The sequence below is a fragment of the Microbacterium sp. 2RAF4 genome, from assembly GCF_052115285.1.
Classification (GTDB): Bacteria; Actinomycetota; Actinomycetes; order Actinomycetales; family Microbacteriaceae; genus Microbacterium; species Microbacterium oxydans.
Map to the genome: position 1 here is coordinate 351,225 of NZ_JBFRGI010000001.1, position 21,832 is coordinate 373,056.

Annotated in this window: 24 protein-coding genes; 11 read left to right on the forward strand and 13 right to left on the reverse strand. The window is 65.9% G+C overall.

The features are described 5' to 3' along the window. The first annotated feature begins 46 nt into the window (after nucleotides 1-46). From tatC to lnt, 3 genes are read left to right on the forward strand one after another with little or no spacing between them, the layout of a single operon-like run. The gene (gene tatC, locus AB4070_RS01745; protein ID WP_045265395.1) at nucleotides 47-805 is read left to right on the forward strand and encodes a twin-arginine translocase subunit TatC; all 759 of its coding nucleotides are present in this window, start codon (nucleotides 47-49) and stop codon (nucleotides 803-805) included. After that, nucleotides 802-3,276: a DEAD/DEAH box helicase gene (locus AB4070_RS01750; protein WP_441978651.1), complete on the forward strand. Its 2,475-nt coding sequence runs from the start codon at nucleotides 802-804 to the stop codon at nucleotides 3,274-3,276. The genes tatC and AB4070_RS01750 overlap by 4 nt, the downstream gene beginning before the upstream one ends. A gap of 1 nt (nucleotide 3,277) precedes the next feature. Then, nucleotides 3,278-4,810 carry an apolipoprotein N-acyltransferase gene (gene lnt, locus AB4070_RS01755; protein WP_441978652.1) on the forward strand — a complete coding sequence of 511 codons (1,533 nt, stop codon included), beginning with the start codon at nucleotides 3,278-3,280 and terminating at the stop codon, nucleotides 4,808-4,810. Here the strand turns inward: lnt and AB4070_RS01760 are convergent. The 4 genes from AB4070_RS01760 to AB4070_RS01775 form a co-directional block, all read right to left on the reverse strand. Beyond that, nucleotides 4,807-5,190, reverse strand: coding sequence for an RNA polymerase-binding protein RbpA (locus AB4070_RS01760; RefSeq protein ID WP_021200565.1), 384 nt, complete (start codon nucleotides 5,188-5,190; stop codon nucleotides 4,807-4,809). The two genes, lnt and AB4070_RS01760, sit on opposite strands and share 4 nt — an antisense overlap. A gap of 123 nt (nucleotides 5,191-5,313) precedes the next feature. Beyond that, nucleotides 5,314-6,090 carry a glycerophosphodiester phosphodiesterase family protein gene (locus tag AB4070_RS01765; RefSeq protein WP_441978653.1) on the reverse strand — a complete coding sequence of 259 codons (777 nt, stop codon included), beginning with the start codon at nucleotides 6,088-6,090 and terminating at the stop codon, nucleotides 5,314-5,316. Continuing rightward, the gene (locus AB4070_RS01770; protein ID WP_441978654.1) at nucleotides 6,087-7,016 is read right to left on the reverse strand and encodes an SPFH domain-containing protein; all 930 of its coding nucleotides are present in this window, start codon (nucleotides 7,014-7,016) and stop codon (nucleotides 6,087-6,089) included. Before AB4070_RS01770 ends, AB4070_RS01765 begins: the two co-directional genes overlap by 4 nt. Before the next feature lie 9 nt (nucleotides 7,017-7,025). Further along, on the reverse strand, nucleotides 7,026-7,499 hold the full coding sequence (locus tag AB4070_RS01775) for an NfeD family protein (protein ID WP_046746995.1): 474 nt from the start codon (nucleotides 7,497-7,499) through the stop codon (nucleotides 7,026-7,028). A gap of 123 nt (nucleotides 7,500-7,622) precedes the next feature. Between AB4070_RS01775 and AB4070_RS01780 the strand changes: the two genes are divergently transcribed. Beyond that, the gene (locus tag AB4070_RS01780; RefSeq protein ID WP_441978655.1) at nucleotides 7,623-8,387 is read left to right on the forward strand and encodes an SDR family oxidoreductase; all 765 of its coding nucleotides are present in this window, start codon (nucleotides 7,623-7,625) and stop codon (nucleotides 8,385-8,387) included. 67 nt (nucleotides 8,388-8,454) lie between these two features. Here AB4070_RS01780 and AB4070_RS01785 read toward each other — a convergent pair whose 3' ends face one another. Next, the gene (locus AB4070_RS01785) at nucleotides 8,455-9,051 is read right to left on the reverse strand and encodes an HdeD family acid-resistance protein (protein ID WP_282846631.1); all 597 of its coding nucleotides are present in this window, start codon (nucleotides 9,049-9,051) and stop codon (nucleotides 8,455-8,457) included. 123 nt (nucleotides 9,052-9,174) lie between these two features. On the opposite strand from AB4070_RS01785, the gene AB4070_RS01790 reads away from it, so the two are divergent. From AB4070_RS01790 to AB4070_RS01805, 4 genes are read left to right on the forward strand one after another with little or no spacing between them, the layout of a single operon-like run. Continuing rightward, nucleotides 9,175-9,645, forward strand: coding sequence for a helix-turn-helix transcriptional regulator (locus tag AB4070_RS01790; RefSeq protein WP_441978656.1), 471 nt, complete (start codon nucleotides 9,175-9,177; stop codon nucleotides 9,643-9,645). Nucleotides 9,646-9,650: 5 nt separating this feature from the next. After that, nucleotides 9,651-10,061 (forward strand): VOC family protein, encoded by a 411-nt coding sequence (locus tag AB4070_RS01795; protein WP_045265296.1) that lies wholly within the window; start codon nucleotides 9,651-9,653, stop codon nucleotides 10,059-10,061. Between the two features lie 43 nt (nucleotides 10,062-10,104). Further along, nucleotides 10,105-12,462 carry an ATP-binding cassette domain-containing protein gene (locus AB4070_RS01800; RefSeq protein WP_441978657.1) on the forward strand — a complete coding sequence of 786 codons (2,358 nt, stop codon included), beginning with the start codon at nucleotides 10,105-10,107 and terminating at the stop codon, nucleotides 12,460-12,462. Nucleotides 12,463-12,467: 5 nt separating this feature from the next. Then, nucleotides 12,468-12,974: an NUDIX domain-containing protein gene (locus tag AB4070_RS01805; RefSeq protein WP_441978658.1), complete on the forward strand. Its 507-nt coding sequence runs from the start codon at nucleotides 12,468-12,470 to the stop codon at nucleotides 12,972-12,974. Between the two features lie 183 nt (nucleotides 12,975-13,157). Here AB4070_RS01805 and AB4070_RS01810 read toward each other — a convergent pair whose 3' ends face one another. Further along, nucleotides 13,158-13,448: a thermonuclease family protein gene (locus tag AB4070_RS01810; protein ID WP_441979021.1), complete on the reverse strand. Its 291-nt coding sequence runs from the start codon at nucleotides 13,446-13,448 to the stop codon at nucleotides 13,158-13,160. Between the two features lie 1,378 nt (nucleotides 13,449-14,826). After that, a complete protein-coding gene (locus AB4070_RS01815; RefSeq protein WP_441978659.1) occupies nucleotides 14,827-15,366 on the reverse strand; it encodes an MOSC domain-containing protein in 540 nt (179 codons plus the stop codon). Here AB4070_RS01815 and AB4070_RS01820 point away from each other — a divergent pair. Both AB4070_RS01820 and AB4070_RS01825 read left to right on the forward strand, forming a co-directional pair. Further along, the gene (locus AB4070_RS01820) at nucleotides 15,340-15,900 is read left to right on the forward strand and encodes an HIT family protein (RefSeq protein WP_441978660.1); all 561 of its coding nucleotides are present in this window, start codon (nucleotides 15,340-15,342) and stop codon (nucleotides 15,898-15,900) included. The two genes, AB4070_RS01815 and AB4070_RS01820, sit on opposite strands and share 27 nt — an antisense overlap. Nucleotides 15,901-15,936: 36 nt before the next feature. Further along, nucleotides 15,937-16,485 carry an AAA family ATPase gene (locus AB4070_RS01825; protein ID WP_441978661.1) on the forward strand — a complete coding sequence of 183 codons (549 nt, stop codon included), beginning with the start codon at nucleotides 15,937-15,939 and terminating at the stop codon, nucleotides 16,483-16,485. Here the strand turns inward: AB4070_RS01825 and AB4070_RS01830 are convergent. The 3 genes from AB4070_RS01830 to AB4070_RS01840 are packed head-to-tail and all read right to left on the reverse strand — an operon-like array spanning nucleotide 16,448 to nucleotide 17,916. Next, a complete protein-coding gene (locus AB4070_RS01830; protein WP_441978662.1) occupies nucleotides 16,448-16,996 on the reverse strand; it encodes a GNAT family N-acetyltransferase in 549 nt (182 codons plus the stop codon). The genes AB4070_RS01825 and AB4070_RS01830 overlap by 38 nt on opposite strands. A gap of 47 nt (nucleotides 16,997-17,043) precedes the next feature. Then, complete coding sequence (locus tag AB4070_RS01835; protein ID WP_441978663.1) at nucleotides 17,044-17,499, reverse strand: GNAT family N-acetyltransferase; 456 nt, start codon at nucleotides 17,497-17,499, stop codon at nucleotides 17,044-17,046. 48 nt (nucleotides 17,500-17,547) lie between these two features. Next, nucleotides 17,548-17,916 (reverse strand): VOC family protein, encoded by a 369-nt coding sequence (locus AB4070_RS01840; RefSeq protein ID WP_441978664.1) that lies wholly within the window; start codon nucleotides 17,914-17,916, stop codon nucleotides 17,548-17,550. A gap of 72 nt (nucleotides 17,917-17,988) precedes the next feature. Here AB4070_RS01840 and AB4070_RS01845 point away from each other — a divergent pair, with 72 nt between their 5' ends. Then, nucleotides 17,989-19,314, forward strand: a complete 1,326-nt coding sequence (locus AB4070_RS01845) for an MFS transporter (protein WP_441978665.1) — start codon at nucleotides 17,989-17,991, stop codon at nucleotides 19,312-19,314. Between the two features lie 26 nt (nucleotides 19,315-19,340). Here AB4070_RS01845 and AB4070_RS01850 read toward each other — a convergent pair whose 3' ends face one another. From AB4070_RS01850 to AB4070_RS01860, 3 genes are all read right to left on the reverse strand, one after another. After that, a complete protein-coding gene (locus AB4070_RS01850) occupies nucleotides 19,341-20,153 on the reverse strand; it encodes an arginase family protein (protein ID WP_441978666.1) in 813 nt (270 codons plus the stop codon). A 92-nt stretch (nucleotides 20,154-20,245) separates the two neighbouring features. Beyond that, nucleotides 20,246-20,992 carry a formylglycine-generating enzyme family protein gene (locus AB4070_RS01855; RefSeq protein WP_441978667.1) on the reverse strand — a complete coding sequence of 249 codons (747 nt, stop codon included), beginning with the start codon at nucleotides 20,990-20,992 and terminating at the stop codon, nucleotides 20,246-20,248. Between the two features lie 49 nt (nucleotides 20,993-21,041). Continuing rightward, nucleotides 21,042-21,797 (reverse strand): SGNH/GDSL hydrolase family protein, encoded by a 756-nt coding sequence (locus AB4070_RS01860; RefSeq protein WP_441978668.1) that lies wholly within the window; start codon nucleotides 21,795-21,797, stop codon nucleotides 21,042-21,044. Between the last annotated feature and the right edge of the window lie 35 nt (nucleotides 21,798-21,832).

Sequence of the window (21,832 nt, forward strand, 5' to 3'; positions counted from 1 at the left end):
AGCCATCGAACCGACCGTGATGCCGAAGGCGGATCGGGATCGGCGGATGTCGCTCGGCGCGCATCTCGTCGAACTGCGCAAGCGCCTGATGTTCGCTGCGCTCGCTCTGCTCGTGGGAATGGTGATCGCCTTCCTCATCGCCGATCCGATCATCAACTTCATCACCGAGCCGGTCCGTATCATCGCCGAGAAGCGCGGAGACGATTTCAGCGCGCTCAACTTCGGCACCGTCACGGCCGCGTTCGACATGCGCATGCGCATCGCGTTCTCCATCGGCATCTTCCTGTCCGCTCCCGTATGGCTGTGGCAGATCTGGGCGTTCATCATGCCCGGACTCACACGCAAGGAGGTCAGGTACACCGTCGGATTCGTGGTCGCCGCCGTTCCGCTGTTCTTCGCCGGCTGCTACCTCGGCGTCATGATCATGCCGCACATCATCGAGCTGATGTGGAGCTTCACCCCGGCAGGGGCGACGAACCTGTACTCGGCGCAGGAGTACTACGACTTCATCTTCAAGCTGATGATCGTGATCGGCATCTCCTTCGTGCTGCCGGTGTTCCTCGTCGCGCTCAACCTCGCAGGTGTGATGTCCGGACGGGCGATCCTCAAGGGGTGGCGCGTCGCGATCATCATCGCGACGGTCTTCGCCGCGCTCGCGACGCCAGCGGCAGACGTCGTCAGCATGCTGATGCTGGCCGGCATCCTCATCGTGCTGTTCTTCGCCGCTGCCGGTCTCTCGCTGATCTTCGACCGACGCAAGCGCAAGCGTGACGAGGCATCAGGGCTTCTGCCGGATCCGGCATGAGCTCGCCCTCGGAGAAGTACGCCCGCGCGCAGGAAGCGGGGGAGCATCCGCAGTCGACGGCTTTCGCAGCGCTGCAGAAGTTCGATCTCGACCCGTTCCAGGTCGCCGGGTGTCACGCACTCGAGAGCGGACGAAGCGTGTTGGTCGCTGCGCCGACAGGCGCAGGCAAGACGATCGTCGGCGAGTTCGCGATCCACCTCGCGATGCAGACGTCGAGCGACAAGGCCTTCTACACGACGCCGATGAAGGCGCTGTCGAACCAGAAGTTCCGCGAGCTGGTCGACGTCTACGGGGCTGATCAGGTGGGCCTGCTCACCGGCGACACCAACATCAACGGCAATGCACGGATCGTCGTCATGACGACCGAGGTCCTGCGCAACATGATCTACGCCGACTCCGCGGCGTTGAGGGACCTGCGCTACGTGGTCATGGACGAGGTCCACTATCTCGCCGACCGGTTCCGCGGGGCGGTGTGGGAAGAGGTCATCATCCACCTCCCCGCCCGCGTCCGCCTGGTGTCGTTGAGCGCGACCGTGTCCAACGCGGAGGAGTTCGGCGACTGGCTGGACACGGTACGCGGCGATACCGAGGTCATCGTCTCCGAGATCCGTCCCGTGCCGCTCGAGCAGCACGTCCTCGTCCGTGACGACCTCCTGCCTCTGTTCGACGATCGGGCGGGTCTGGCCACCGCGCAGGTCAACCAGGAGCTCATGCGGATCCGCTCCGCGACGGGCACGACGTACGAGAACAACCGGCAGGCGCAGTCGTACCGCAGCGATCGCCATGCCGGACGCCAGGCGAAGCGCCCACCGCGCGGGGGACGGCGTCCGGTCCGTGCCGCCAACGCGCGCCGCATCGAGCGGATGGACCGCCCCGACGTCGTCCGTCTGCTCGAACGCGCGAATCTGCTCCCGGCGATCTTCTTCATCTTCAGCCGCGTGGGGTGCGATGCCGCGGTGCAGCAGGTGCGCCGCTCCGGCATCAGGCTCACCTCCAACGAGGAGCGCGCGGACATCCGTACCATCGTCGAGGAGCGCACGCGGACCCTCCAGGACGAAGACCTCGGTGTGCTCGGCTACTGGGAATGGCTCGACAACCTCGAACGCGGGGTCGCCTCGCACCACGCGGGCCTGCTGCCCGCTTTCAAGGAGGTCGTCGAGGAGCTCTATCAGCGCAAGCTCGTGAAGGTCGTCTTCGCCACCGAGACGCTCGCCCTCGGCATCAACATGCCGGCGCGCACCGTCGTCCTCGAGAAGATGGAGAAGTTCAACGGCGAAGCCCGTGTCGCCATCACCTCGGGGGAGTACACCCAGCTCACTGGCCGCGCGGGCCGTCGCGGCATCGACGTCGAGGGCCACGCCGTCGTGCAGTGGACGGAGGGCATGGACCCGCAGGCGGTCGCTGCGCTCGCTTCCCGGCGCACATATCCGTTGAACTCCAGCTTCCGCCCGACCTACAACATGGCCGTGAACCTGATCGACATGTTCGGCAAGCCCAGGGCACGGCAGATCCTGGAGTCGTCGTTCGCGCAGTTCCAAGCAGATCGGGCGGTGGTCGGGCTCGCACGCCAGGTGCGCGAGGCCGAGGAGTCGTTGGCCGGCTACCAGAGCGCGATGGCCTGTGAGCACGGGGACTACCCCGAGTACGCGGCCATCCGGCGGGAGCTGAGCGACCTCGAGAAGAAGAACCGACAGGACTCGCACGCCCCTCGCGCTTCACGCGACAAGCGGATGAAACGCATCCAGTCCTTGCGCACGCAGATGCAGCGGCACCCGTGCCATCGCTGTCCAGATCGCGAAGCTCACGCACGATGGGCGGAACGGTATTGGAAGCTCAAGCGACAGACCGATCGGATCCGCCGGCAGATCGAGACGCGCACCGGCACGGTCGCACGTGTCTTCGACCGTGTCGTCGAGGTCCTGGAGACGCTCGACTACCTCACCGAAGTCGACGGGCAGACGGCGTTGACCGAAGCGGGACGTACCATGCGTCGCATCTACGGGGAGCGGGATCTGCTCGTCGCGGAGTCACTCCGTCAGGGGCTGTGGGCGGGCCTGGATGCTCCTTCGCTCGCGGCGATGGCGTGCTGCCTCGTCTATGAGCCTCGCCGTGACGAGGCGAATTCCGGGGAGCGGGGCCTGCCTCGAGGTGCCTTCCGGGCGGCGTACGAGAAGACCACGACGCTCTGGGCCGAGCTCGACGATCTGGAGCAGGATCACCACCTGCCGGGGAGCGAACCGCTGGCGGCAGGGCTGGCCGGCGCGATGCACTCCTGGGCCCGCGGCGGCATGCTCGACCGCGTGCTCATCGACGCCGACATGGCTGCGGGAGACTTCGTGCGGTGGGCCAAGCAGACGATCGACCTGCTCGATCAGCTCTCGATCGTCGCTGAAGACGCCGCGCTCGCGCGAACGGCGCGGGCCGCGCTCGATGGCGTGCGCCGCGGCATCGTCGCCTACTCGTCGATGTGAGATGGACGGAATGACCTCGACACCCGCGCCACGACGCGCCCTCCTGCCCCTCTGGGCTGCTGTGCTCGCCGCCGGACTGGCCGCCCTGGTGATGAACCTGGCGTATCCGGCGGCCGCGATCTGGATCTTCGCCTTCCCCGCGACAGCTCTTCTGCTGCTCGCGCTGAGAGGACGACGGTTCGGGGGAGCGCTGCTTGTCGGGCTGGTCTACGGCATCCTGTTCTTCGGGCTCCTGGTCTCCTGGACATCGCGATACCTCGGTCCCATCCCGTGGGCGGCTCTCAGCGTCGTCGAGGGGGTGCTGACGGCGTTCGCCCTCATCCCGATAGCGCTCGCGTATCGCTGGCTCCCGAAGGCCTTCCCCGGGACAGCGGGGCGCCTTCTGGGGCTCCCGGCCGTCGTCGCCGCTCTCTGGGTCGGCCGCGAGCTGTTCGTCGGTTCCTGGCCCTATGGCGGCTTCCCCTGGGCACGTATCGGCATGAGTCAGGCCGAGAGTCCCCTCGCATCCGTCTCCTCCTGGGTCGGCGTGAGCGGGCTCAGCTTCCTCATGGTCCTCGTCGTGGCGATGCTGATCGAAGCCGTCCGGCTGCGCGCATGGCGTCGGCCGTTGTGGCTGATCGCGCCGGCAGCCCTCGTGGTGGTGCTGCTGTTCACCCCGCTCTTCCCGACAGCGCCCAGCGGCTCGATGCGGATCGCCGCCGTGCAGGGGAACGGCCCGACGGGATACTTCGACGATCGCGAGCCGTTCGCAGTGATCCAGGCGCAGACAGAGGCGACCGCCCCCCTCTACGGCGAAGACGTCGATCTGCTGGTCTGGCCGGAAGGGTCTTTGGACGGCGACCCTTTCCAGAGCGATGCGCTGGCACGGCGGATGACCCTCATCGCGAACCGGATCGACGCACCGCTCCTCGCCAACGCGGCGACGGGGCGTGACGACCGCTTCTTCAACACCTCGATGCTCTGGAATCTCGACGGCACAGCGACGCAGTTGCACGACAAACGCCATCCCGTCCCGTTCGGCGAGTACGTGCCGGATCGCCCGTTCTTCAACGCGCTCGCCCCCGATCTGATCGGTCTCATCCAGCGGGAGTACACGCCGGGTTCGAACCCTCCGATCGTCGACGTCGGCGGGGTCCGCGTCGGTCTCGCCATCTGCTTCGACGTGATCTACGACGATGTGATCTGGCAGGGCCTGAACGCGGGGGCAGAGGTGCTGGTGTTCCAGACGAACAACGCCGACTTCCGCGGCACAGACGAGAACCTGCAGCAGCTCGCCTTCGCACGGATGAGGGCCATCGAGACCGGGAGAAGCGTGGTGAACGTCTCGACCGTCGGCACGAGCCAGGTCATCCGTGCTGACGGCTCCACGGTCACGAGCCTTGACGCAGATGAGGCCGGAGCCATGCTCGAGGATGTCGAGCTGCGCTCCGGCCTCACGGCTGGTGTGGTGCTGGGCCCCTGGATCCAGGCAGTAGTGCTGTGGGGCGGTGTCGGCGCGCTCCTCGTCGGGTGCTGGCGCGCCAGGAGGCGCTAGGCGCCGATCTTCTCGCGGGTCGGGTCTTCACCGGCACCGCGGCGGGCCCGGATGAAGGCGAGGCGCTCTTCCAGCAGCTCCTCGAGCTCGGCGCGCGTACGGCGCTCCAGCAGCATGTCCCAGTGCGTGCGCGCGGCCTTCTCGTCGCTCGCCTCGAGCGTGACGGCCTGGCCGTCGACGTTCAGTCGAGCCTCGGCACCGCAGGCGCGGCACTCCCAGGTCTGGGGCGGCTCGGCATCCGCCGCGAACATCAGGTTCGTGACGTGGCCGCATGTGTCACAGGTGTAGGTGGTCTCACGGCGCTCCATGAAAACGACGCCCTCTTCGCTCTGTAGGCTCTGGGCGCCGAGTCGGATGCCGCGCAGGCTGCGATCTGCCATTGTGTGGTCCTCTCGTCGCTGTCAGGTATAACGCTCCAGCCTGTGGGCTTCATCCACGCGGGCGAGTTCTCGGCGGAACTCACAGGTTAATCCCAGCGGCGGAGGTTATGGGGCGGGTCGTCGCTAACGAGGGGCGAGAGTTTTCAGGGCGAGATCGGCACGGTCCGACACGATGCCGTCGACACCGAGGCCGATGAGACGGCGCATGTCCGCGGCATCATTGACGGTCCAGATGTGCACCTCCACCCCGTGCCGGTGTGAGGCTCGCAGAAGAGCGGGAGTCAGCACCGTCAGTGCGCGGTGGCGCTCCGGAATCTGCAGAGCATCGATGCCGCGAAGGATGCGCGCGGGGGAGAGGCGGAGTGCCGAGAGCGCGCGCAGGGAGGCGATCGTCGCGCTGCCCCCGGACGTGGCCGGACGCAGCGCCGCCCCTGCCCGCAGCACGGACGCCACCGTTCCGCGCCTGTTGGCGTCGGAGAAGCTCGTCACGAGCACCCGGTGCGTGTCGTCGACCAGGATCTTCCCGAGAGGCTCGACAGCCGACGAGGTCTTCACGTCGATGTTGAACCGCACGTCCGGGAAGGAATCGAGTGCTTCTGCGACGGTCAGAAGCCCCCCGTGGTCCTCGAACAGGGTTCGCAGCTCACGTGTACTCACCTCACGGACCGGCCGGGGGTCGCCGGTGAGTCGTGCGATGTCGTCATCGTGGAAGAGCACCACGTCGCCGCTCGCTGTGACCTGGCAATCGGTCTCGATGTACTCGACGCCGGCGGCGTGGGCGGCCGCGAAAGCCCCCGCCGAGTTCTCCCAGACGCCAGAATCCTCGCCCGCTGCGGTGATCAGACCACGGTGGGCGAGGACTCGGGGACTCCGCGTCTTCGAGAAGTACGGGTGCGTCACGCGCCGGGAAGCGTGTTCGACGGGCTCTGGCCGGGCTTCGGCGTGAACGCGCTGCCGATGCCCTTGAGCGCCTCGGTGAGCTCGCTGGGGATGATCCAGAGCTTGTTGGACTGCCCCTCGCTGATCTTCGGCAGCATCTGCAGGTACTGGTAGGCCAGAAGCTTGTCGTCCGGCTCGCCCTGGTGGATGGCGCTGAAGACATTCTGGATGGCCTCGGCCTCACCCTGTGCACGGAGCACTGCGGCCTGCTTGTCACCTTCCGCACGGAGGATCTCCGCCTGCCGCGCTCCCTCGGCTTCGAGGATCGCGGACTGCTTGGTCCCCTCCGCGGTCAGGATCGCGGCACGGCGGTCCCGCTCGGCGCGCATCTGCTTCTCCATCGAGTCCTGGATCGAGATGGGCGGGTCGATCGCCTTGAGCTCGACCCGGCCGACGCGGATGCCCCACTTGCCGGTCGCCTCGTCGAGGACGACCCGCAGCTGACCGTTGATGTTGTCACGGCTCGTGAGCGCTTCCTCGAGGTTGAGGCCACCGACCACGTTTCGAAGCGTGGTGGTCGTCAGCTGCTCGACCGCGCCGAGATAGTTCGCGATCTCGTAGGTCGCCGCACGCGCGTCCGTCACCTGGAAGTAGACGACAGTGTCGATCGAGACCACGAGGTTGTCCTCGGTGATCACCGGCTGCGGCGGGAAGGATACGACCTGCTCGCGCATGTCGATCAGAGGCCGCAGCCTGTCGATGAACGGCACCAGCACGTTGAGACCGGGTGTCAGCGTCTTGTGATAGCGCCCGAGACGCTCGACCACCCCCGCCGTGGCCTGCGGGATGATGCGGATCGCTCGAGCGACGGTGACCACCACGAAGATGATCACGGCGATAACGAGGATCCACAGGATCGCTGTGGGGATGAACGATGCGTCGTTCACGGGGTTCTCCTAGTCGTTCACGGGGCGGACGATGGCCGTGGCGCCGTTGATCGCGGTCACGGCGACCGGGGCGCCTTGGGGGATGGGAACGGGGGTGGCGGTGCGTGCGGTCCAGGTGTCGCCGTTCGCGAGCTTGGCCTGGCCGGAGATCTGCGTGATGTCGTTCAGCGCGATCCCACGAAGGTCGATGAGGGCGTCGACGTTCGACCTGGTCGGATCCTCGCCGCGGTGCAGACGTCTGAGAAGGGGAGGGCGCAGGAACAGGATGAATAGGGCGGCAGCGGCGGCGGCGATGATCACCTGCAGCCACACCGGGACACCGACCAGATCCGTGACGAGACCGACGACTCCGCCGAAGCTGAGCATGAGGAACGTGAAGTCCAGCGAGAGCATCTCGATCACCAGGAAGACGGCGATGAGAACCAGCCAGCCGATCCACGCCCATTGCTCGATGAACGTGACGAACGTCACGATGTTGTCCATGCGGCCTCCTTTGTGGTCAACGTATCACGCGCAGAGCGCTCGATCAGGGCGCCACTGCGTGCACTTGGTAGGGTGTGAAGGCCGTGCGATCACGGCTTTTTTCGCGCATCATGAGGAGTCACCGTGACCGACGTTCTTCCCGCAGGATCCCTCGACGGCAAGGTCGCCCTTGTCACCGGTTCATCGCGGGGGATCGGCGCCGACACCGTCCGCTACCTGGCGGAGGCCGGTGCCGATGTCGTCGTCAACTTCCGCAACAAGGCCCCGCGCGCCGAGAAGCTCGCCGCCCAGCTGCGGGAGCTCGGTCGCCGTGCACTCGTCGTGGGTGCCGACCTCACCGACCCGGAGTCCGTCGCGGCGATGTTCGAGGCGATCCGGGCGGAGTACGGCCGCCTGGACGTGCTCGTGCTCAACGCCTCAGGGGGCATGGAGTCGGGCATGGCTGCGGACTACGCACTCACCCTGAACCGCGACGCCCAGCTCAACGTGCTCGATGCCGCCACGCCGCTGCTCTCGGACGGAGCGCGCGTGGTGTTCGTCACCAGCCACCAGGCGCACTTCATCCGCACCACACCGACCATGCCGGAGTACGAGCCCGTGGCCCTCTCCAAGCGCGCAGGCGAGGACGCCCTCCGGGAGCGCATCCCCGGCCTCGCTGAGAAGGGCATCGGCTTCACGGTCGTGTCGGGCGACATGATCGAGGGCACCATCACCGCGACACTGCTGGAGCGAGCGAACCCTGGGGCGATCGCCGAGCGCCGGGAATCGGCGGGCAAGCTCTACAACGTCTCGGAGTTCGCGGCCGAGGTCGCCAGGGCGGCCGTCGACGCGGTGCCCGCGGACAACACGCGCCTCGTCGGTGACGTGAGCGCTTTCGCTGCCGAGTAGCAGTACGAGAAGAGCGGCCCCGTCTTGCATCGCAAGTCGGGGCCGCTCTCGTTTCAGACGGTGAGCGTCAGCTCGTCGCTCCGCCCTGAGCGGCGGAGACGTACTCCTTCGCATCCCGACCGAGCGTGATGGCACGGACGATCTGGATGATTCCGAGCACGACCAGCGAGATCCCCAGCAGCAGCCAGAAGGCGAAGCCGGCGATCAGCGGCGAGAACAGCACGATGATTCCCGCGACGATGCTCAGGATCGCGTACAGGACCGTCCAGACGCGTGATCCGTCGCTGCCCAGCAGGGACAGAGCGACGATGCCGTCGACGATCCAGCTGACACCGATGAAGATCACGACCACGAAGGCGAGCGTGGCCGCAGCGACGTTCAGGTTGAAGAATGCGATCACACCGGCAGCGATATAGAGCAGCCCGAGGACGATGTGACCGACGCGCGCCCACCCGCCCTTCGCGCTCGAGAAGATGCCGAGGCCGACATAGACGAGTCCGGCGACGATGAGGTACGAGGCGAAGATCGCCGTCACGATGACCGCGGACTTGACCGGCCAGACGAGGAGGACGATACCCGCGATCAGCGCGAGGACACCGGCGACCGCCAGCGTGACGCGGATCGACTTGAACAACGACTTCGCCTCTGCGAGTGGTTCAGACATGGTGGGGACCCCTTTCTGAGAAAATCCTGTGAGGATGCCCCTCAGGGTAGCGCCCCTGAGGTCAGGAGCGGGGGAGAAGCGCCCGCCCGCGTTTCTCTTCGTCACGCCGGGAAACTCCCCGACATGATTCCCCGACATGGCAAGATCATCCTCGTGACGGACCTCGACCACGCCCGGCTGCGGGAGCTCGCTGTCATGCGACGGGTCCGCGATCGCATCGATCGGGAGTACGCCCGACCTCTGGATGTCGAGGCACTGGCGCGCGGAGTGCACATGTCAGCCGGGCATCTGAGCCGGCAGTTTCGCGAAGCCTACGGGGAGTCCCCGTACTCGTATCTGATGACGAGGCGGATCGAACGCGCCATGGCTCTGCTGCGGCGCGGCGACCTGACGGTGACGGAGGTGTGCTTCGAAGTCGGATGCTCCTCACTCGGCACGTTCAGCACGAGGTTCTCGGAGCTCGTCGGTGTCTCACCCAGCGTGTACCGTGAACGCGCCACCACTATCGAGGGCATCCCGTCCTTCCAGGCGAAGCAGGTCACGAGACCGATCAGGAATAGAGAAGCGCCGCGCCCCGATGCCCACCTAACGTGAGAGCCATGAGAATCAGCATCCACTACGCATTCCTTCCGCACACCGATGCAGAAGCCGCTCTCGCGTTCTACCGCGACGCTCTCGGATTCGAGGTGCGCAACGATGTCGGCTACGACGGATTGCGGTGGCTCACCGTCGGCCCGGTCGGACAGCCGGAGACGTCGGTCGTCCTCCACCCGCCGGCAACAGATCCAGGCATCACCGATTCCGAACGGCAGACGATCCTCGAGCTGATCGCGAAGGGCAGTTACGCTGCTCTCACCCTCGCGAGCGACGACGTCGACGCGCTCTTCGAGAGCCTGGTCGAGCACGGCGCCGATGTGGTGCAGGAGCCGATGGACCAGCCCTACGGTGTGCGCGACTGCGCGTTCCGCGATCCGGCCGGAAACCTGCTCCGTATCAACCAGACCGCATAGACCAGACCACCTGATCTCTCCACCGCAGACCCGAAGGACGCCGATGAGCACCGAAGCGCACCCTGCCGACACCCATGACCTCATCCGCGTCCAGGGCGCCCGTGAGAACAACCTCAAGGAGGTCAGCGTCGACATCCCGAAGCGCCGATTGACCGTCTTCACCGGTGTCTCGGGCTCGGGCAAAAGCTCCCTCGTCTTCGACACGATCGCCGCCGAATCGCGCCGGATGATCGATGAGACCTACAGCGCTTTCGTGCAGGGCTTCATGCCGTCGGTGCCGAGGCCCGATGTCGATGTCCTCGAGGGACTGACAACCGCGATCATCGTGGACCAGGAGCGGCTCGGCGCGAACCCGCGTTCGACAGTCGGCACGGTGACGGACGCCAACGCGATGCTGCGCATCCTGTTCAGCAAACTCGGGCAGCCGTACATCGGCGGACCCACCGCCTTCTCGTTCAACATCCCGACGCAGAGAGCCAGCGGCGTGATGACGGGCCCTGGCGGCGAGAAGAAGATCGTGAAGGACGCGATCTACCTCGGCGGCATGTGCCCGCGCTGCGAAGGCAGGGGAGCGGTGTCCGACCTCGATCTCGCCCAGATCGTCGACGAGTCGCGATCACTCGACGAGGGGGCCATCATGGTTCCCGGCTACACGGCGGACGGCTGGATGGTGAAGGGCTTCTCCCAGTCGGGGTTCTATCCTGCCGATAAGCCGATCTCGCAGTTCACCGACAAGCAGCGTCAGCTCTTCCTCTACGGAGAGGTCACGAAGGTCAAGATCTCCGGGATCAACATGACCTATGAGGGTCTGATCCCGAAGATCACCAAGTCGATGCTGTCGAAGGACCTCGATGCGTTGCAGCCGCACATCCGCGCTTTCGTCGAGCGCGTCGCCACCTTCGCGGTGTGCCCGGAGTGCGACGGCACGCGACTTACCGAGGGGGCGAGGTCGTCGAAGATCGAGGGCGTAAGCATCGCGGACGCATGCCGCATGCAGGTGACAGACCTCGCGGATTGGGTCCGGGGGCTCGACCTTCCTGGCGCGGGTCCGCTGCTCCAGGCGCTCAGCGCGAACCTTGATGCCTTCGTGACTCTCGGGCTCGGCTACCTCAGTCTCGAACGGCCTTCGGGCACACTGTCCGGGGGAGAGGCGCAGCGCATCAAGATGCTGCGCCACCTCGGTTCCTCGCTCACCGATATCACCTACGTGTTCGACGAGCCGACCATCGGGTTGCACCCGCACGACATCCAGCGCATGAACGGGCTCCTGCTGCAGCTGCGCGACAAGGGGAACACGGTGCTCGTGGTCGAGCACAAGCCCGAGACGATCATGATCGGTGACCATGTCGTCGACCTGGGTCCCGGTGCGGGCAGCGCCGGCGGGGAGATCTGTTACGAGGGAACGGTCGACGGGCTGAAGGCCAGCAGCACGAAGACCGGCGATCACCTCGAGGACCGGGCGCAGTTGAAGGAATCGGTGCGCACCGGCACCGGCGCGATCGAAGTCAGAGGCGCGACGGTCAACAACCTGCAGGACGTCGACGTCGACATCCCGACGGGCGTGCTCACCGTCGTCACGGGCGTGGCGGGCTCGGGCAAGAGTTCACTCATCCACGGGTCGGTCTCGAAGCGCGACGGCGTCGTGGCGATCGATCAGGCCGCGATCAAGGGCTCGCGACGAAGCAACCCCGCCACGTACACGGGCCTCCTGGAGCCGATCCGCAAGGCATTCGCCAAGGCCAACGGCGTGAAGCCCGCTCTGTTCAGCGCGAACTCAGAGGGCGCCTGCCCTTCGTGCAAGGGAGCCGGCGTGATCATCACGGAGCTCGGGTTCATGGACACGATCGAGACACCCTGCGAGGACTGCGGCGGCAAGCGCTTCCAGGCAGCTGTTCTCGAGTACAAGCTCGCCGGCAAGGACATCACCGAGGTGCTCGATCTGCCCGTCTCGGAGGCGCGGGTCTTCTTCGGCGATGGCGAGGCGAAGCTGCCCGCGGCTTCCGCGATCCTCGGCCGGATGGAGGACGTGGGTCTCGGCTACCTGTCGCTCGGGCAGCCGTTGTCGACCCTGTCCGGCGGTGAGCGTCAGAGGATCAAGCTCGCGATCCAGATGGGAGAGAAGGGCGACGTCTACGTGCTCGACGAACCCACGACCGGCCTGCACCTCGCAGATGTCGACAAGATCCTCGGGCTGCTCGATCGGCTCGTCGATGCCGGGAAGACGGTGATCGTCATCGAACACCATCAGGCGGTGATGGCCCATGCGGACTGGATCATCGATATCGGCCCCGGCGCCGGCCATGACGGCGGCAAGATCGTGTTCGAAGGGACACCTGCAGATTTGGTATCCCAGAAAACCACGCTGACGGGGGAGCACCTCGCCGCCTACGTCGGATCGTAGGGACCATGCCGGTCGACCGCTCCCACATTCGCGTCAAGGCCATGCCGGTCGACCGCTCCCACATTCGCGTCAAGGCCATGCTTGTGGCCGCCCACAGCGACGGCGCTCGGCACCTCGTCAGCCAGCACGGTGCGACGGTGGAGAACCCACTGGGTTTTCACCGTCTGATCGGCGGCGGTGTCGAGCTCGGCGAGACGCATGAGCAGGCAATACTCCGTGAAGTCCAGGAAGAGCTCCAAGCCGATGTGGTCGACCTGACACTCCTGGGCGTCATCGAGAGCATCTTCCGGTACAACGGCGAGCTCGGTCACGAGATCGTCGCGCTGTACTCCGGCAGACTGCACCCAGAGCCTGCACTGGAGGGCGGCACGCTCACGGAGTCCGACGGATCAATGGTGCCGATCCTGTGGCGCCCGTTCGACGACGACGATGTGTCGGCACCGCTGTACCCGTCCGCGGCGAACGGATGGATCCGAGACATCGTCGCCCATGCGACCGTTCCCGGAGCATGAGGGGCGTCGAGGGCACCGAGACCAACCTCTTCGCACCACTCTCGAGTCCTGAGAGATATCCGATAATGCACATTATGTCAGCATGCGTGCATGCGTATGCGCTATCCAACTAGCGCATACTGTCGAGCATGGCACGTAAACGGCTCCCCCAGGCGCCGGAACTCCTCACGACCGTGTGGACGCTCACGCCTGCCCGAGCACGTCTTCTGCAGCTGCCCGTTCGTCGTCGCGGTGCGTCTGCTGGTCCCGGTACGCGGTGTCGTAGGTGTACTCGTAGCCGGTGCCGGCGGTGAGTGCGAGCTGGGCGGCGCTGAGCCCTTCGACGAGGACGTTTCGGAGGAGGCGCCCGTACTTGTCGACGTCGGTTTGGGGCGGGTCGGGGATGAGTTCGACGTGGCGGCCGTAGAGCAGCTGGTCAAGGAACGTGCGAGCCTCTTCGGCGTAGCACTCGCTCGCCTCTCCCCCGCGTCCGATCTCCGGGGATAGGACGAAGTCAGTGTGTCGAGTGCGTCAGGCTGGCTTCGATCGATGGACGGAGCAGCCAAGAGATTTAGTCGGTTGGCAGGGCTTTGTCTGTCGACCGAACGTCCTACAGACACAGAGCTTGCGGGTCGGCGATGCTGTAGCTTCCAGTTACTCAGGGAGATAGCTCATGACGAAGAAGTTCTTGACAGCATCGTCACGCGGGGCGAAGGCGCTGATAGCCGAGGGCGGTCACCAGGTCGAAAGTGCTACATTTCATTTATGATGGTGTGGATCGTGTACTTGGAGGAATCCCCTGGTTTCATCGGCGTTTTTGACGTCGAAAGCGACGCGTACGAATTCCAGGAAAAGTATGCGGCTGATAGCGGACTCTCAGTTCTACTTACCCCCGTCTCTGTGCCTTATCGGGTCGCAGGAACAGATGGGGCTCTTTATTCGCAGTAGACGCTACGACTCCCCTACCGCGCGTCAAGCGGCTCGAGTGTCTAGCAGAAGTTCTAGTTAACTAGAAACAGATATTCAAAGATGAGGCACCGTCACCACCGCAAGTTCGGTATTATTATCGCTGGATCATTGATCCTCGGGACCGTAGCAGCCGGCGGCAGCCCGTCTTACGCGGCATCATCAGGGAACGACGCGCCCGACCTCCCGCCACTCACAGCGGTGAGCTCGGCGGACGTTCCCGACGAGTACCTCGTCTACCCGGATGGAACACCACTTTCTGCTGATGCGGTGGTGATGACGGACGCGGAGATGGATGCCCTTGGGTCGGACACGAGCATCGGCGCTCCTGAATCGACGCCCGGTGCGACCACGAGGGCGACGGTAGTAGGAAATTGTCATTTTGCGGTGGGACAAATGTGGAAGAGATCATCCGGAAGCGGGCTCCCCTCCAGTTCAGTGGGCGCGAAGCCAGCAATCTCTAGTTGTTGGGGAGCCGTCACCAAGACGTACATCAGGTCCATCGTTTTCATGCATAACGGGTGGCTCTGGGTTCCCGTTACTAAAGCCTTCGAGAGTTTTGGCACGTGGAACATGGTGCAAAAAAGTGTCCAGTACGCATGCAATGGGACCAGGCAGCACACGTTCCGCGTTGTCTCCTATTTCAAAGCCTCTGGGGCCAACGATGTCATCGCTGCGGAAGCTGAGCTCAGCTCCGGCGATTACAAGCTCCAGTGCGGGTAAAGAACTGTCTGATCTCATGACGCGGTGAGCAATCGCTGCACAGAGCCGCGACTACGAACGACGACTACTCTCGAACAAGACGCTCGTCGACGCACTCGAGTCCGCATCAGCGGAAGTCAAGCGAGGCAGGATCGTCCCGGCTGAATAGATGTCATCTCAGGTAGCGGAAAGCAACCCGTCCCCCTCAGACTCGCGTGAGCGGGAGATGCGGGAGCGGCGGGAACTCGACGTCGATCGGATCTCCCGCAGCCACGCGCCCGCCCCGCGACACGATGCCCATCACGCCGGCGAGGCGGACGACCTGGCCGTCACCGGCGTTCCGCACCACCTGCTTGAGCAGCCCGGACTGGAATCCGTTGATCTGCTGGCACGGATTGCGAAGCCCGGTGACCGTCACCACAGTCTCTCCGATTCGCAGTCGTGCTCCGACAGGCAGCGAGAGCAGATCGATGCCGTGCGTCGTGATGTTCTCGCCGAGGTCCCCTGGAGCCACGAGATGACCACTCTCCTTCAGCGTCTCGAAGAGCTCGCCGTGGATCAGATGCACCTGCCGGAGATTCGGCTGGGACGGATCGGCGGCCACCCGCGATCGGTGCTTGACCGTCGCTCCACAGTGCGCATCGCCGTCGACACCCAGACCCTCGAGGAGCGAGATCGATCCCCGTGTCTCCTTGCTGAACGTGTGAGAAGCACTGGAATGGACCGCGACGACCCGAGCGAGCATGTCTTCATTGTTCCACGAGCGACCAGCCGCTCGCCGTGCAATGATCGGGGCGTGACTCCCCCTACGCATGCGCCCGCTGGCTACGTCTGCCCGTTCTGCGCTTTCCTCGAGGGCACGCATGACGACCACAACCTGCCCGCAGACGTCGTCGCTGTCACCGAGCGCGCCTATGCCCGGATCGCTCCGAAGTGGTGGCCTGGGAACCCGGGCGCGGTGCTTGTCATCCCTCGGACGCATGTGGAGAACATCTACGACCTTTCACCGTCGGACAGCGCGGCGGTGTGGGACCTCACCCAGAGAGTCGCCATCGGCATCCGCTCCTCGTACGCGTGTGAGGGCACCTCGATCCGCCAGCACAACGAGCCTGCCGGAGGCCAGGACGTCTGGCATCTTCACGTTCACGTGTTTCCCCGCTATCCGGACGACCGCCTGTACCAGCGGCACGATGAGGCGGAATGGGTCGGTCCGGCCCACCGCGAAGCCTTCGCGAGCAGGCTCAGGACCGCCCTGGGTATGCCGTTCCAGCTCACCTGACATCCGTCAGGCCGAAAGCGTTGCGAGAATGGCCCGATGGCTCTCACAGGCAGCGGCTCCACCCGACTCGTCATCCTTCGCGGCGATGCGGCGTCGGGGAAGACGACCACGGCAACATCGTTGCGCACAGCGCTGGGCGCACGCGTCGCTCTGATCTCTCAAGATCACTTCCGCCGCGAGCTCCTCCATGAGCCGGATCGGCGGAAGCTCTCCCGCGACGCCAGCGTCCTCATCATCGCCACCGCCCGCCAGGCGCTCGACCTCGGGTATGACGTGATCCTCGACGGCGTGTTCAATCTGCGCGACTACTCAGAGGCGTTCGAACGGTTGTACCGAGACCACCTCGGGTCCACACGCATCTACCAGTTCGACGTCGGTATCGAGGAGACGATTCGCCGCCACGCGGGCAGGTCACTCGCGAAGGAGTTCGGGGAGGAAAAGATCCGCGAATGGCACGACGGGTGGCAGCCACTCCCCTGGTTCGAAGAACGACGGATCGGCCCCGAGATCGGGACCGCTGAACTGGTATCGATCATCGTGGAGGATCTCAGGGGACCGGCGCTCCCCTCCCCTGGGCCGTCATAGACTCGCCGCGAAGACGGCTGTACACGAACATATCCCTGCGCTTGTGGCCGATCCTCTGCCAGGAGCGAAGCAGCCCTTCCCGCGTGTATCCCGCCCGTTCCGCCGTCCGAAGCGAGCCATCGTTGACCGGATCGATGTGCAGCTGCAGCCGGTGTATCTCCGGCACACTCCATGCCCACTCCGTGAGGGTCTGCAGCGCGCTTAGAGCGTGCCCCCGGCGGCGGCGCGACGGTCTGATCCAGTAGCCGATGGTCGCCCGACCCTGGTCCCGCTCGCGAAACCACAGCCCGATCTGGCCCACGCATTCTCCGTCGATCTCGATCGCGAAGGAGTACCCGACGCCGGTAACGGCACGTTCGTGCTGTCGCTCCAGCCACTCCTCAGCGAGGCCGACATCGGCCACGGTGGGAACGGTGGTGACATCCGTGATCGCTGGATCCGATGACGCCTCCCGCACAGCATCGGCATCACCGGCCGCGAACGGACGAAGGACGACGCCACGAGCAGACATCCGTGGGACGATCAACCCTTTCAATTCCGCCATCACCCGCCCCTCCCCTAGAGGCCGACGCTGAAGGTGATCATGGGCTCGCCGCCGAGCGGATGAGGAACCGGACCGGAAACAGGCCGGAATCCCTGCTGTTCATAGAGCCGGATGGCGGGGTTTCCTCGCCGCACAGCGAGCTCGACCGTGGAGTACCCGGCGTCCTTCGACGCCAACATCGCGTCCTTGAGCAGAGCCCTTCCGATCCCCTTGCCGGAAGACGCAGGGAGCACCGCGATTCGCTCCAGCACTGCCCCAGTCGCATCACCGGACTTCGGTGCCGTCAGCGCGAAACCTGCAAGGGGCTCCCCTGCCAGAGCGAACCGGATGAGAGGCCTGTCGAACAGCTTGCGCATGCGGGCGGCGACTGCGTCCGCGTCGACCTCTCCGTCGCGGTGTCGAAGAGACTGCACCCAGAGATCGACACATCTCGCGATGTCTTCCACTGTTCCCGCGGTGATGTCCGTCATAGGGGCAATCGTCGCACGGTCGACATGTCCTACGCCGCGAACCGGGCGCTAGCGCGCGGACCACACCCCGAGCTCGGTGCCAGACGGATCCGCGAAGTGCAGCCGCCGCCCACCCGGGAACTCATACGGCTCCTGCAGGATCGTGCCCCCGGCCGCCACGATGGCCTCCTTCGTGGCGTCCAAGTCCTCGGAATAGAGCAGCACCAGAGGGCCGCCCGCGGGACGCGCCTCGTCGGCGAGTAGCAGACCCCCGGCTTCGTTCCCGTCGCTGCGTGGAGACACGATCCCCGCATAACCGGGGCCGTAGTCGTTGAAGTGCCAGCCGAACGCATCGGCGAAGAAGCGCTTCGAGACATCGAGGTCGGTGACGACGAGCTCGATGTAATCGAGTGAGTGATGCAGAGGTGTGCTGGTCATGGCGCCAGGGTAGCTCCCGCCTGCGACATCACAGATCTCATCTGCGGCATCGCAGAGGAGTAGCGTTGAGGGGTGCCGCAGGTCTCCCACTCCCCCGTCTCCACACCGGGGTGGCGGGCCTGGCTGATCTGGTCGGTCGGCGTCGCGGCCTATGTGCTCGCGATCACAAACCGCACCTCGCTCGGGGCGGTCGGCGTCGAAGCAGCCGACCGGTTCAACGCCGACGCGTCGACGCTGGCCCTGTTCGCCGTGGTCCAACTCGCGGTGTACGGCGGGATGCAGATCCCCGTGGGAATACTGCTCGACCGATTCGGGTCCCGGCCGATCATGACGATCGGGATGCTGCTCATGGCCGCCGGCCAGTTGACCATGGCCCTGTCCCCCAGCATCGGCATCGCGATCGTCGCGCGCGTGCTGCTCGGAGCCGGAGATGCCGCCATCTTCCCCGCCGTGCTGCGCCTGGTGGCCACCTGGTTCCCCGCGCAGCGAGGACCCCTCATGGTGCAGTTCACCGGCATCATCGGCCAGGCAGGGCAGCTCATCGCCCTCGTCCCCGTCGCCGCGCTGCTGCACGCCACCACCTGGACCATCACCTTCGGCAGCATCGCCGGGCTCGGAGTGCTGTTCACGATCCTGGTGGCGCTCGTCATCCGCAACCACCCGGTCGAGCGCGGCGCTGATGTCACGGTGAACACCGACACGGGAGTCGTGCGCGTCGTCACCTCAGCGATAGATACCGGCGTCGGCATACGCGCCGCCTGGGCGCACCCAGGGACCCGCCTCGCCTTCTGGTCGCACTTCACCACGCCGTTCGCGGGAACCGCGTTCGTGCTTCTCTGGGGAATGCCGTTCCTCACGGCGGCGGAGGGCCTGGATGCCGCACACGCCGCGGGCATCATCTCCGTATATGTCGTTGCCGGAATGCTTCTCGGTCCCATCATCGGCGATCTCTCGCGTCGACTGCCCAACCACCGCTCTCTCGCCCTCGTGCTTCCGGCCGTGGGAGTCCAGATGGCAGCGTGGATCTCTGTCATCGCTCTCCCCGACACCGCACCGCTCTGGCTCCTCTACGTCCTGGCGATCGCTCTCGGGACCGGTGGTCCCGCCTCGATGATCGCCTTCGATCACGCCAGGACGCACAACCCGACGCACCGCCTCAGCACCGCCACCGGCGTCACGAACGCCGGAGGTTTCATCGCCGCGCTCATCGCGATCTTCCTCATCGGTCTCGCGCTCGATCTGCAAGGCGCCGGCACGCCGGAGACCTACTCGCTGGAAGCCTTCCGCATCGCATTCCTCATGCCGATCCCGCTCTGGATCATCGGCACCGTCTTCATCCTCGTCGAACGCAAACGGACGCGCGTCCGTATGGGGCTCGACCCGGAACGCCGTCGCTGACGCCGCGCACGAGCTGCGTCCGGAGTTCAGCGCAGGAGGTGCTGCAGCGTCTCGATCACGAGCTCCACACTGAGATGCTCAGGAACGTCGGTGTCTCCCGCCTCGAACTCCGCGAGCTCCACGCCCTGCACGGCACCTCCGGGCAGTGCGGCGAAGATCGAAGCGATCTGGTGCGGCAGAAGCCCTCCCCCGATGCGATAGGCCGCAGGGATGTAACCGGGCTCGAGCACGTCCCAGTCGACGTGTATCCATACCGGGCGTCCGGCGATGATGTCGACGATGCGCTCAGGCGTGCTCTCCGCCGGCCCAAGCACGGCGACTCCTGCCTCCGCCAGAAGGTCTCCCTCGGCGGGGTCGATGTCCCGGCCACCGACGACGATCACCTGCTTCGGGTCGATGCCGGAACCGTGGCCGCTGTCCCAGAGGCCGCACGCCGCTGCGAGCACCATGCCGCCGAGGTACCCCGACTCCGTCGTCTCCGGGGTGTTGAAGTCGCCGTGCGCGTCGATCCACAGCACCACCGCATCCGGGTGATGCTCCGCGACCGTGGGGAGCGTGCCGAGGCTCACAGCGCAGGTGTTGGTGATCAGCAGGGGTGTCGTCCCCGCGGCAAGGGCGTCCTGCAGCGCAGCCCGGATCCCCTGGAGCGTCTGCTCCGCCTCCGGCAACGCCGTGGTCCAGTCATCGACGACACCCGGGGTCGGAGTGCCGATGGTCTGTGCCTCGATCGACAGCAGGGACGACACTGCATCGCCCACTCGGCGCGCGCCGACCAAGGCGCCGTCGGTACGGTCGGCCACCCGGCCCTGAGAGACGATGAGCGAATAGGAGGATGCCATGTCCCTCAGCCTGGCATCAGCACGGCCAGAGCGACAAATGCGCTCCTCTCTCGCGGATGCCACCGATGCCATGAGCGGAGGATCGGTGCGCCTCAGTCGCGGCGCGGGGTCCATCCCGATGGCAGCGGACCATCCTGGAAAGCGCGCTCTCGATCGGTTCGCGCGGACCAGCCCTGTGCCTGATCCATGGTGTCGAAGGCACCTCGAGCGAGCCTCAACCCCACGTCGTCGTGATGCATGCGTGCCGCTCCCCCTCGGCGCACGGATGCCCGAACACTCCAGGCGTCGTCGGCGAAACCGCCTCCGCGGAAGACCCGGTAGTCGTCGTAGCGGGCGGGATCGAGCAGGTCCCAGCACCACTCCCAGACATTGCCGAGCGTATCGAAGAGCCCGTTGAGATTCGGGAGCTTCCCGCCCACATCCTGCGGCGAAGAAACCCCGTCCGCCGCCGTCCACGCCGCGTCCGCGAGCGGCGCATAGTGAGGGCCCGTCGAGCCGGCACGACAGGCGAACTCCCACTCCGCCTCTGTGGGCAGTCGGTATCCGTCCGCCGTCGTATCCCACGTGATGTCCTCACCGTCGAACGAGTAGCTCCGCTCCAGTCCCTCCCACTCCGACGCGGCGTTGCAGAAATGCACCGCTCGCAACCAGCTGAGATCCGCGGCAGGGCGGCGGGGATGCCGTGCGGGAATGCCGAGCACCTCGGCGAGTTGTTCCTCCGTCACCGGGTACACGCCGATCTCGAATGATTCGAGAGTGACATCGCGCCTCTCCTGCCGGCGAGCGTCGTGCAGCGACACCGTGCCGGCGCTGATGGCCGCGAGCTCGAAATCACTCACCGGGTTCGGGCACTGTCGAACGGCGTCATGAGCGCTCTGTCGAACGACGTCATGAGGGCACTCGTTCGACCCACGACGGGTACTTCGCCGCGCGGCCGTCTCCCGACGACGTCCTGGTCACACGCCGCCGTACCCAGGGCCCGACGAACTCGCGGTAGTAGGCGAGGCCCGAGGGGCCCGCACCGAGTCGATCGCTCGGAGCCCACCACGTCTCCGGGGGCTCGAAGCCGAGAGCGTGCAGCACGCGGGCGGCCACACGGTGGTGACCCGATGCGTTCATGTGCAGCCTGTCCTCCGCCCAGTAGGCGCCGCGAGAGAGCTCACGGTCAGGCCAGTTGAGTGCGCGGATCACGTCCGGACGATCTTCGACGCGACGCAGCACGGCTTCGGACAGCAGATCACCCCGCCGCTGCACGAGAGAGCCCATCGGGAGCTGACCGCTCGGGTTCGCTCCGGAGAGCAGGATCATCGTCACCCCCTCCTCGTCGCATCGGCGCAGCACACGGCTGAACGCGTCGGCGATGTGCTCGACGTCGGTGCGCGGGCGCAGCATGTCGTTGCCGCCGCCGTTGAACGAGAGATGCGTGGGGCGCAGGGCGAGCGCGGGTTCGAGCTGCTCTTCGACGATCGGCCAGGCGAGCTTGCCCCTGATTGCGAGATTCGCGTACTGGACGGGGTGCCCGGCGGCGTCGGCCCACCCTTGAGCCGCCAGATCGGCCCAGCCCCGCTCCCGTCCATCCGGGAGGACATCACCGACACCCTCGGTGAACGAGTCGCCGATCGCCACGAATCGTACATCTGCCATCATCCCAGCCTATTGCGGGACGACGACGCACGGCG

What these genes read in the sequence shown, in the direction of transcription:
- AB4070_RS01785 (WP_282846631.1), bottom strand. Translation starts at nt 9,051, where the DNA reads ATGTCTGAACCACTCGCAGAGGCGAAGTCGTTGTTCAAGTCGATCCGC.
- AB4070_RS01830 (WP_441978662.1), bottom strand. Translation starts at nt 16,996, where the DNA reads ATGTCTGCTCGTGGCGTCGTCCTTCGTCCGTTCGCGGCCGGTGATGCC.
- lnt (WP_441978652.1), top strand. Translation starts at nt 3,278, where the DNA reads ATGGACGGAATGACCTCGACACCCGCGCCACGACGCGCCCTCCTGCCC.
- AB4070_RS01840 (WP_441978664.1), bottom strand. Translation starts at nt 17,916, where the DNA reads ATGACCAGCACACCTCTGCATCACTCACTCGATTACATCGAGCTCGTC.
- AB4070_RS01825 (WP_441978661.1), top strand. Translation starts at nt 15,937, where the DNA reads ATGGCTCTCACAGGCAGCGGCTCCACCCGACTCGTCATCCTTCGCGGC.
- AB4070_RS01760 (WP_021200565.1), bottom strand. Translation starts at nt 5,190, where the DNA reads ATGGCAGATCGCAGCCTGCGCGGCATCCGACTCGGCGCCCAGAGCCTA.
- AB4070_RS01795 (WP_045265296.1), top strand. Translation starts at nt 9,651, where the DNA reads ATGAGAATCAGCATCCACTACGCATTCCTTCCGCACACCGATGCAGAA.
- AB4070_RS01805 (WP_441978658.1), top strand. Translation starts at nt 12,468, where the DNA reads ATGCCGGTCGACCGCTCCCACATTCGCGTCAAGGCCATGCCGGTCGAC.
- AB4070_RS01860 (WP_441978668.1), bottom strand. Translation starts at nt 21,797, where the DNA reads ATGGCAGATGTACGATTCGTGGCGATCGGCGACTCGTTCACCGAGGGT.
- AB4070_RS01800 (WP_441978657.1), top strand. Translation starts at nt 10,105, where the DNA reads ATGAGCACCGAAGCGCACCCTGCCGACACCCATGACCTCATCCGCGTC.
- tatC (WP_045265395.1), top strand. Translation starts at nt 47, where the DNA reads ATGTCGCTCGGCGCGCATCTCGTCGAACTGCGCAAGCGCCTGATGTTC.
- AB4070_RS01815 (WP_441978659.1), bottom strand. Translation starts at nt 15,366, where the DNA reads ATGCTCGCTCGGGTCGTCGCGGTCCATTCCAGTGCTTCTCACACGTTC.
- AB4070_RS01820 (WP_441978660.1), top strand. Translation starts at nt 15,340, where the DNA reads ATGGACCGCGACGACCCGAGCGAGCATGTCTTCATTGTTCCACGAGCG.
- AB4070_RS01850 (WP_441978666.1), bottom strand. Translation starts at nt 20,153, where the DNA reads ATGGCATCCTCCTATTCGCTCATCGTCTCTCAGGGCCGGGTGGCCGAC.
- AB4070_RS01835 (WP_441978663.1), bottom strand. Translation starts at nt 17,499, where the DNA reads ATGACGGACATCACCGCGGGAACAGTGGAAGACATCGCGAGATGTGTC.
- AB4070_RS01750 (WP_441978651.1), top strand. Translation starts at nt 802, where the DNA reads ATGAGCTCGCCCTCGGAGAAGTACGCCCGCGCGCAGGAAGCGGGGGAG.
- AB4070_RS01775 (WP_046746995.1), bottom strand. Translation starts at nt 7,499, where the DNA reads ATGGACAACATCGTGACGTTCGTCACGTTCATCGAGCAATGGGCGTGG.
- AB4070_RS01790 (WP_441978656.1), top strand. Translation starts at nt 9,175, where the DNA reads ATGATTCCCCGACATGGCAAGATCATCCTCGTGACGGACCTCGACCAC.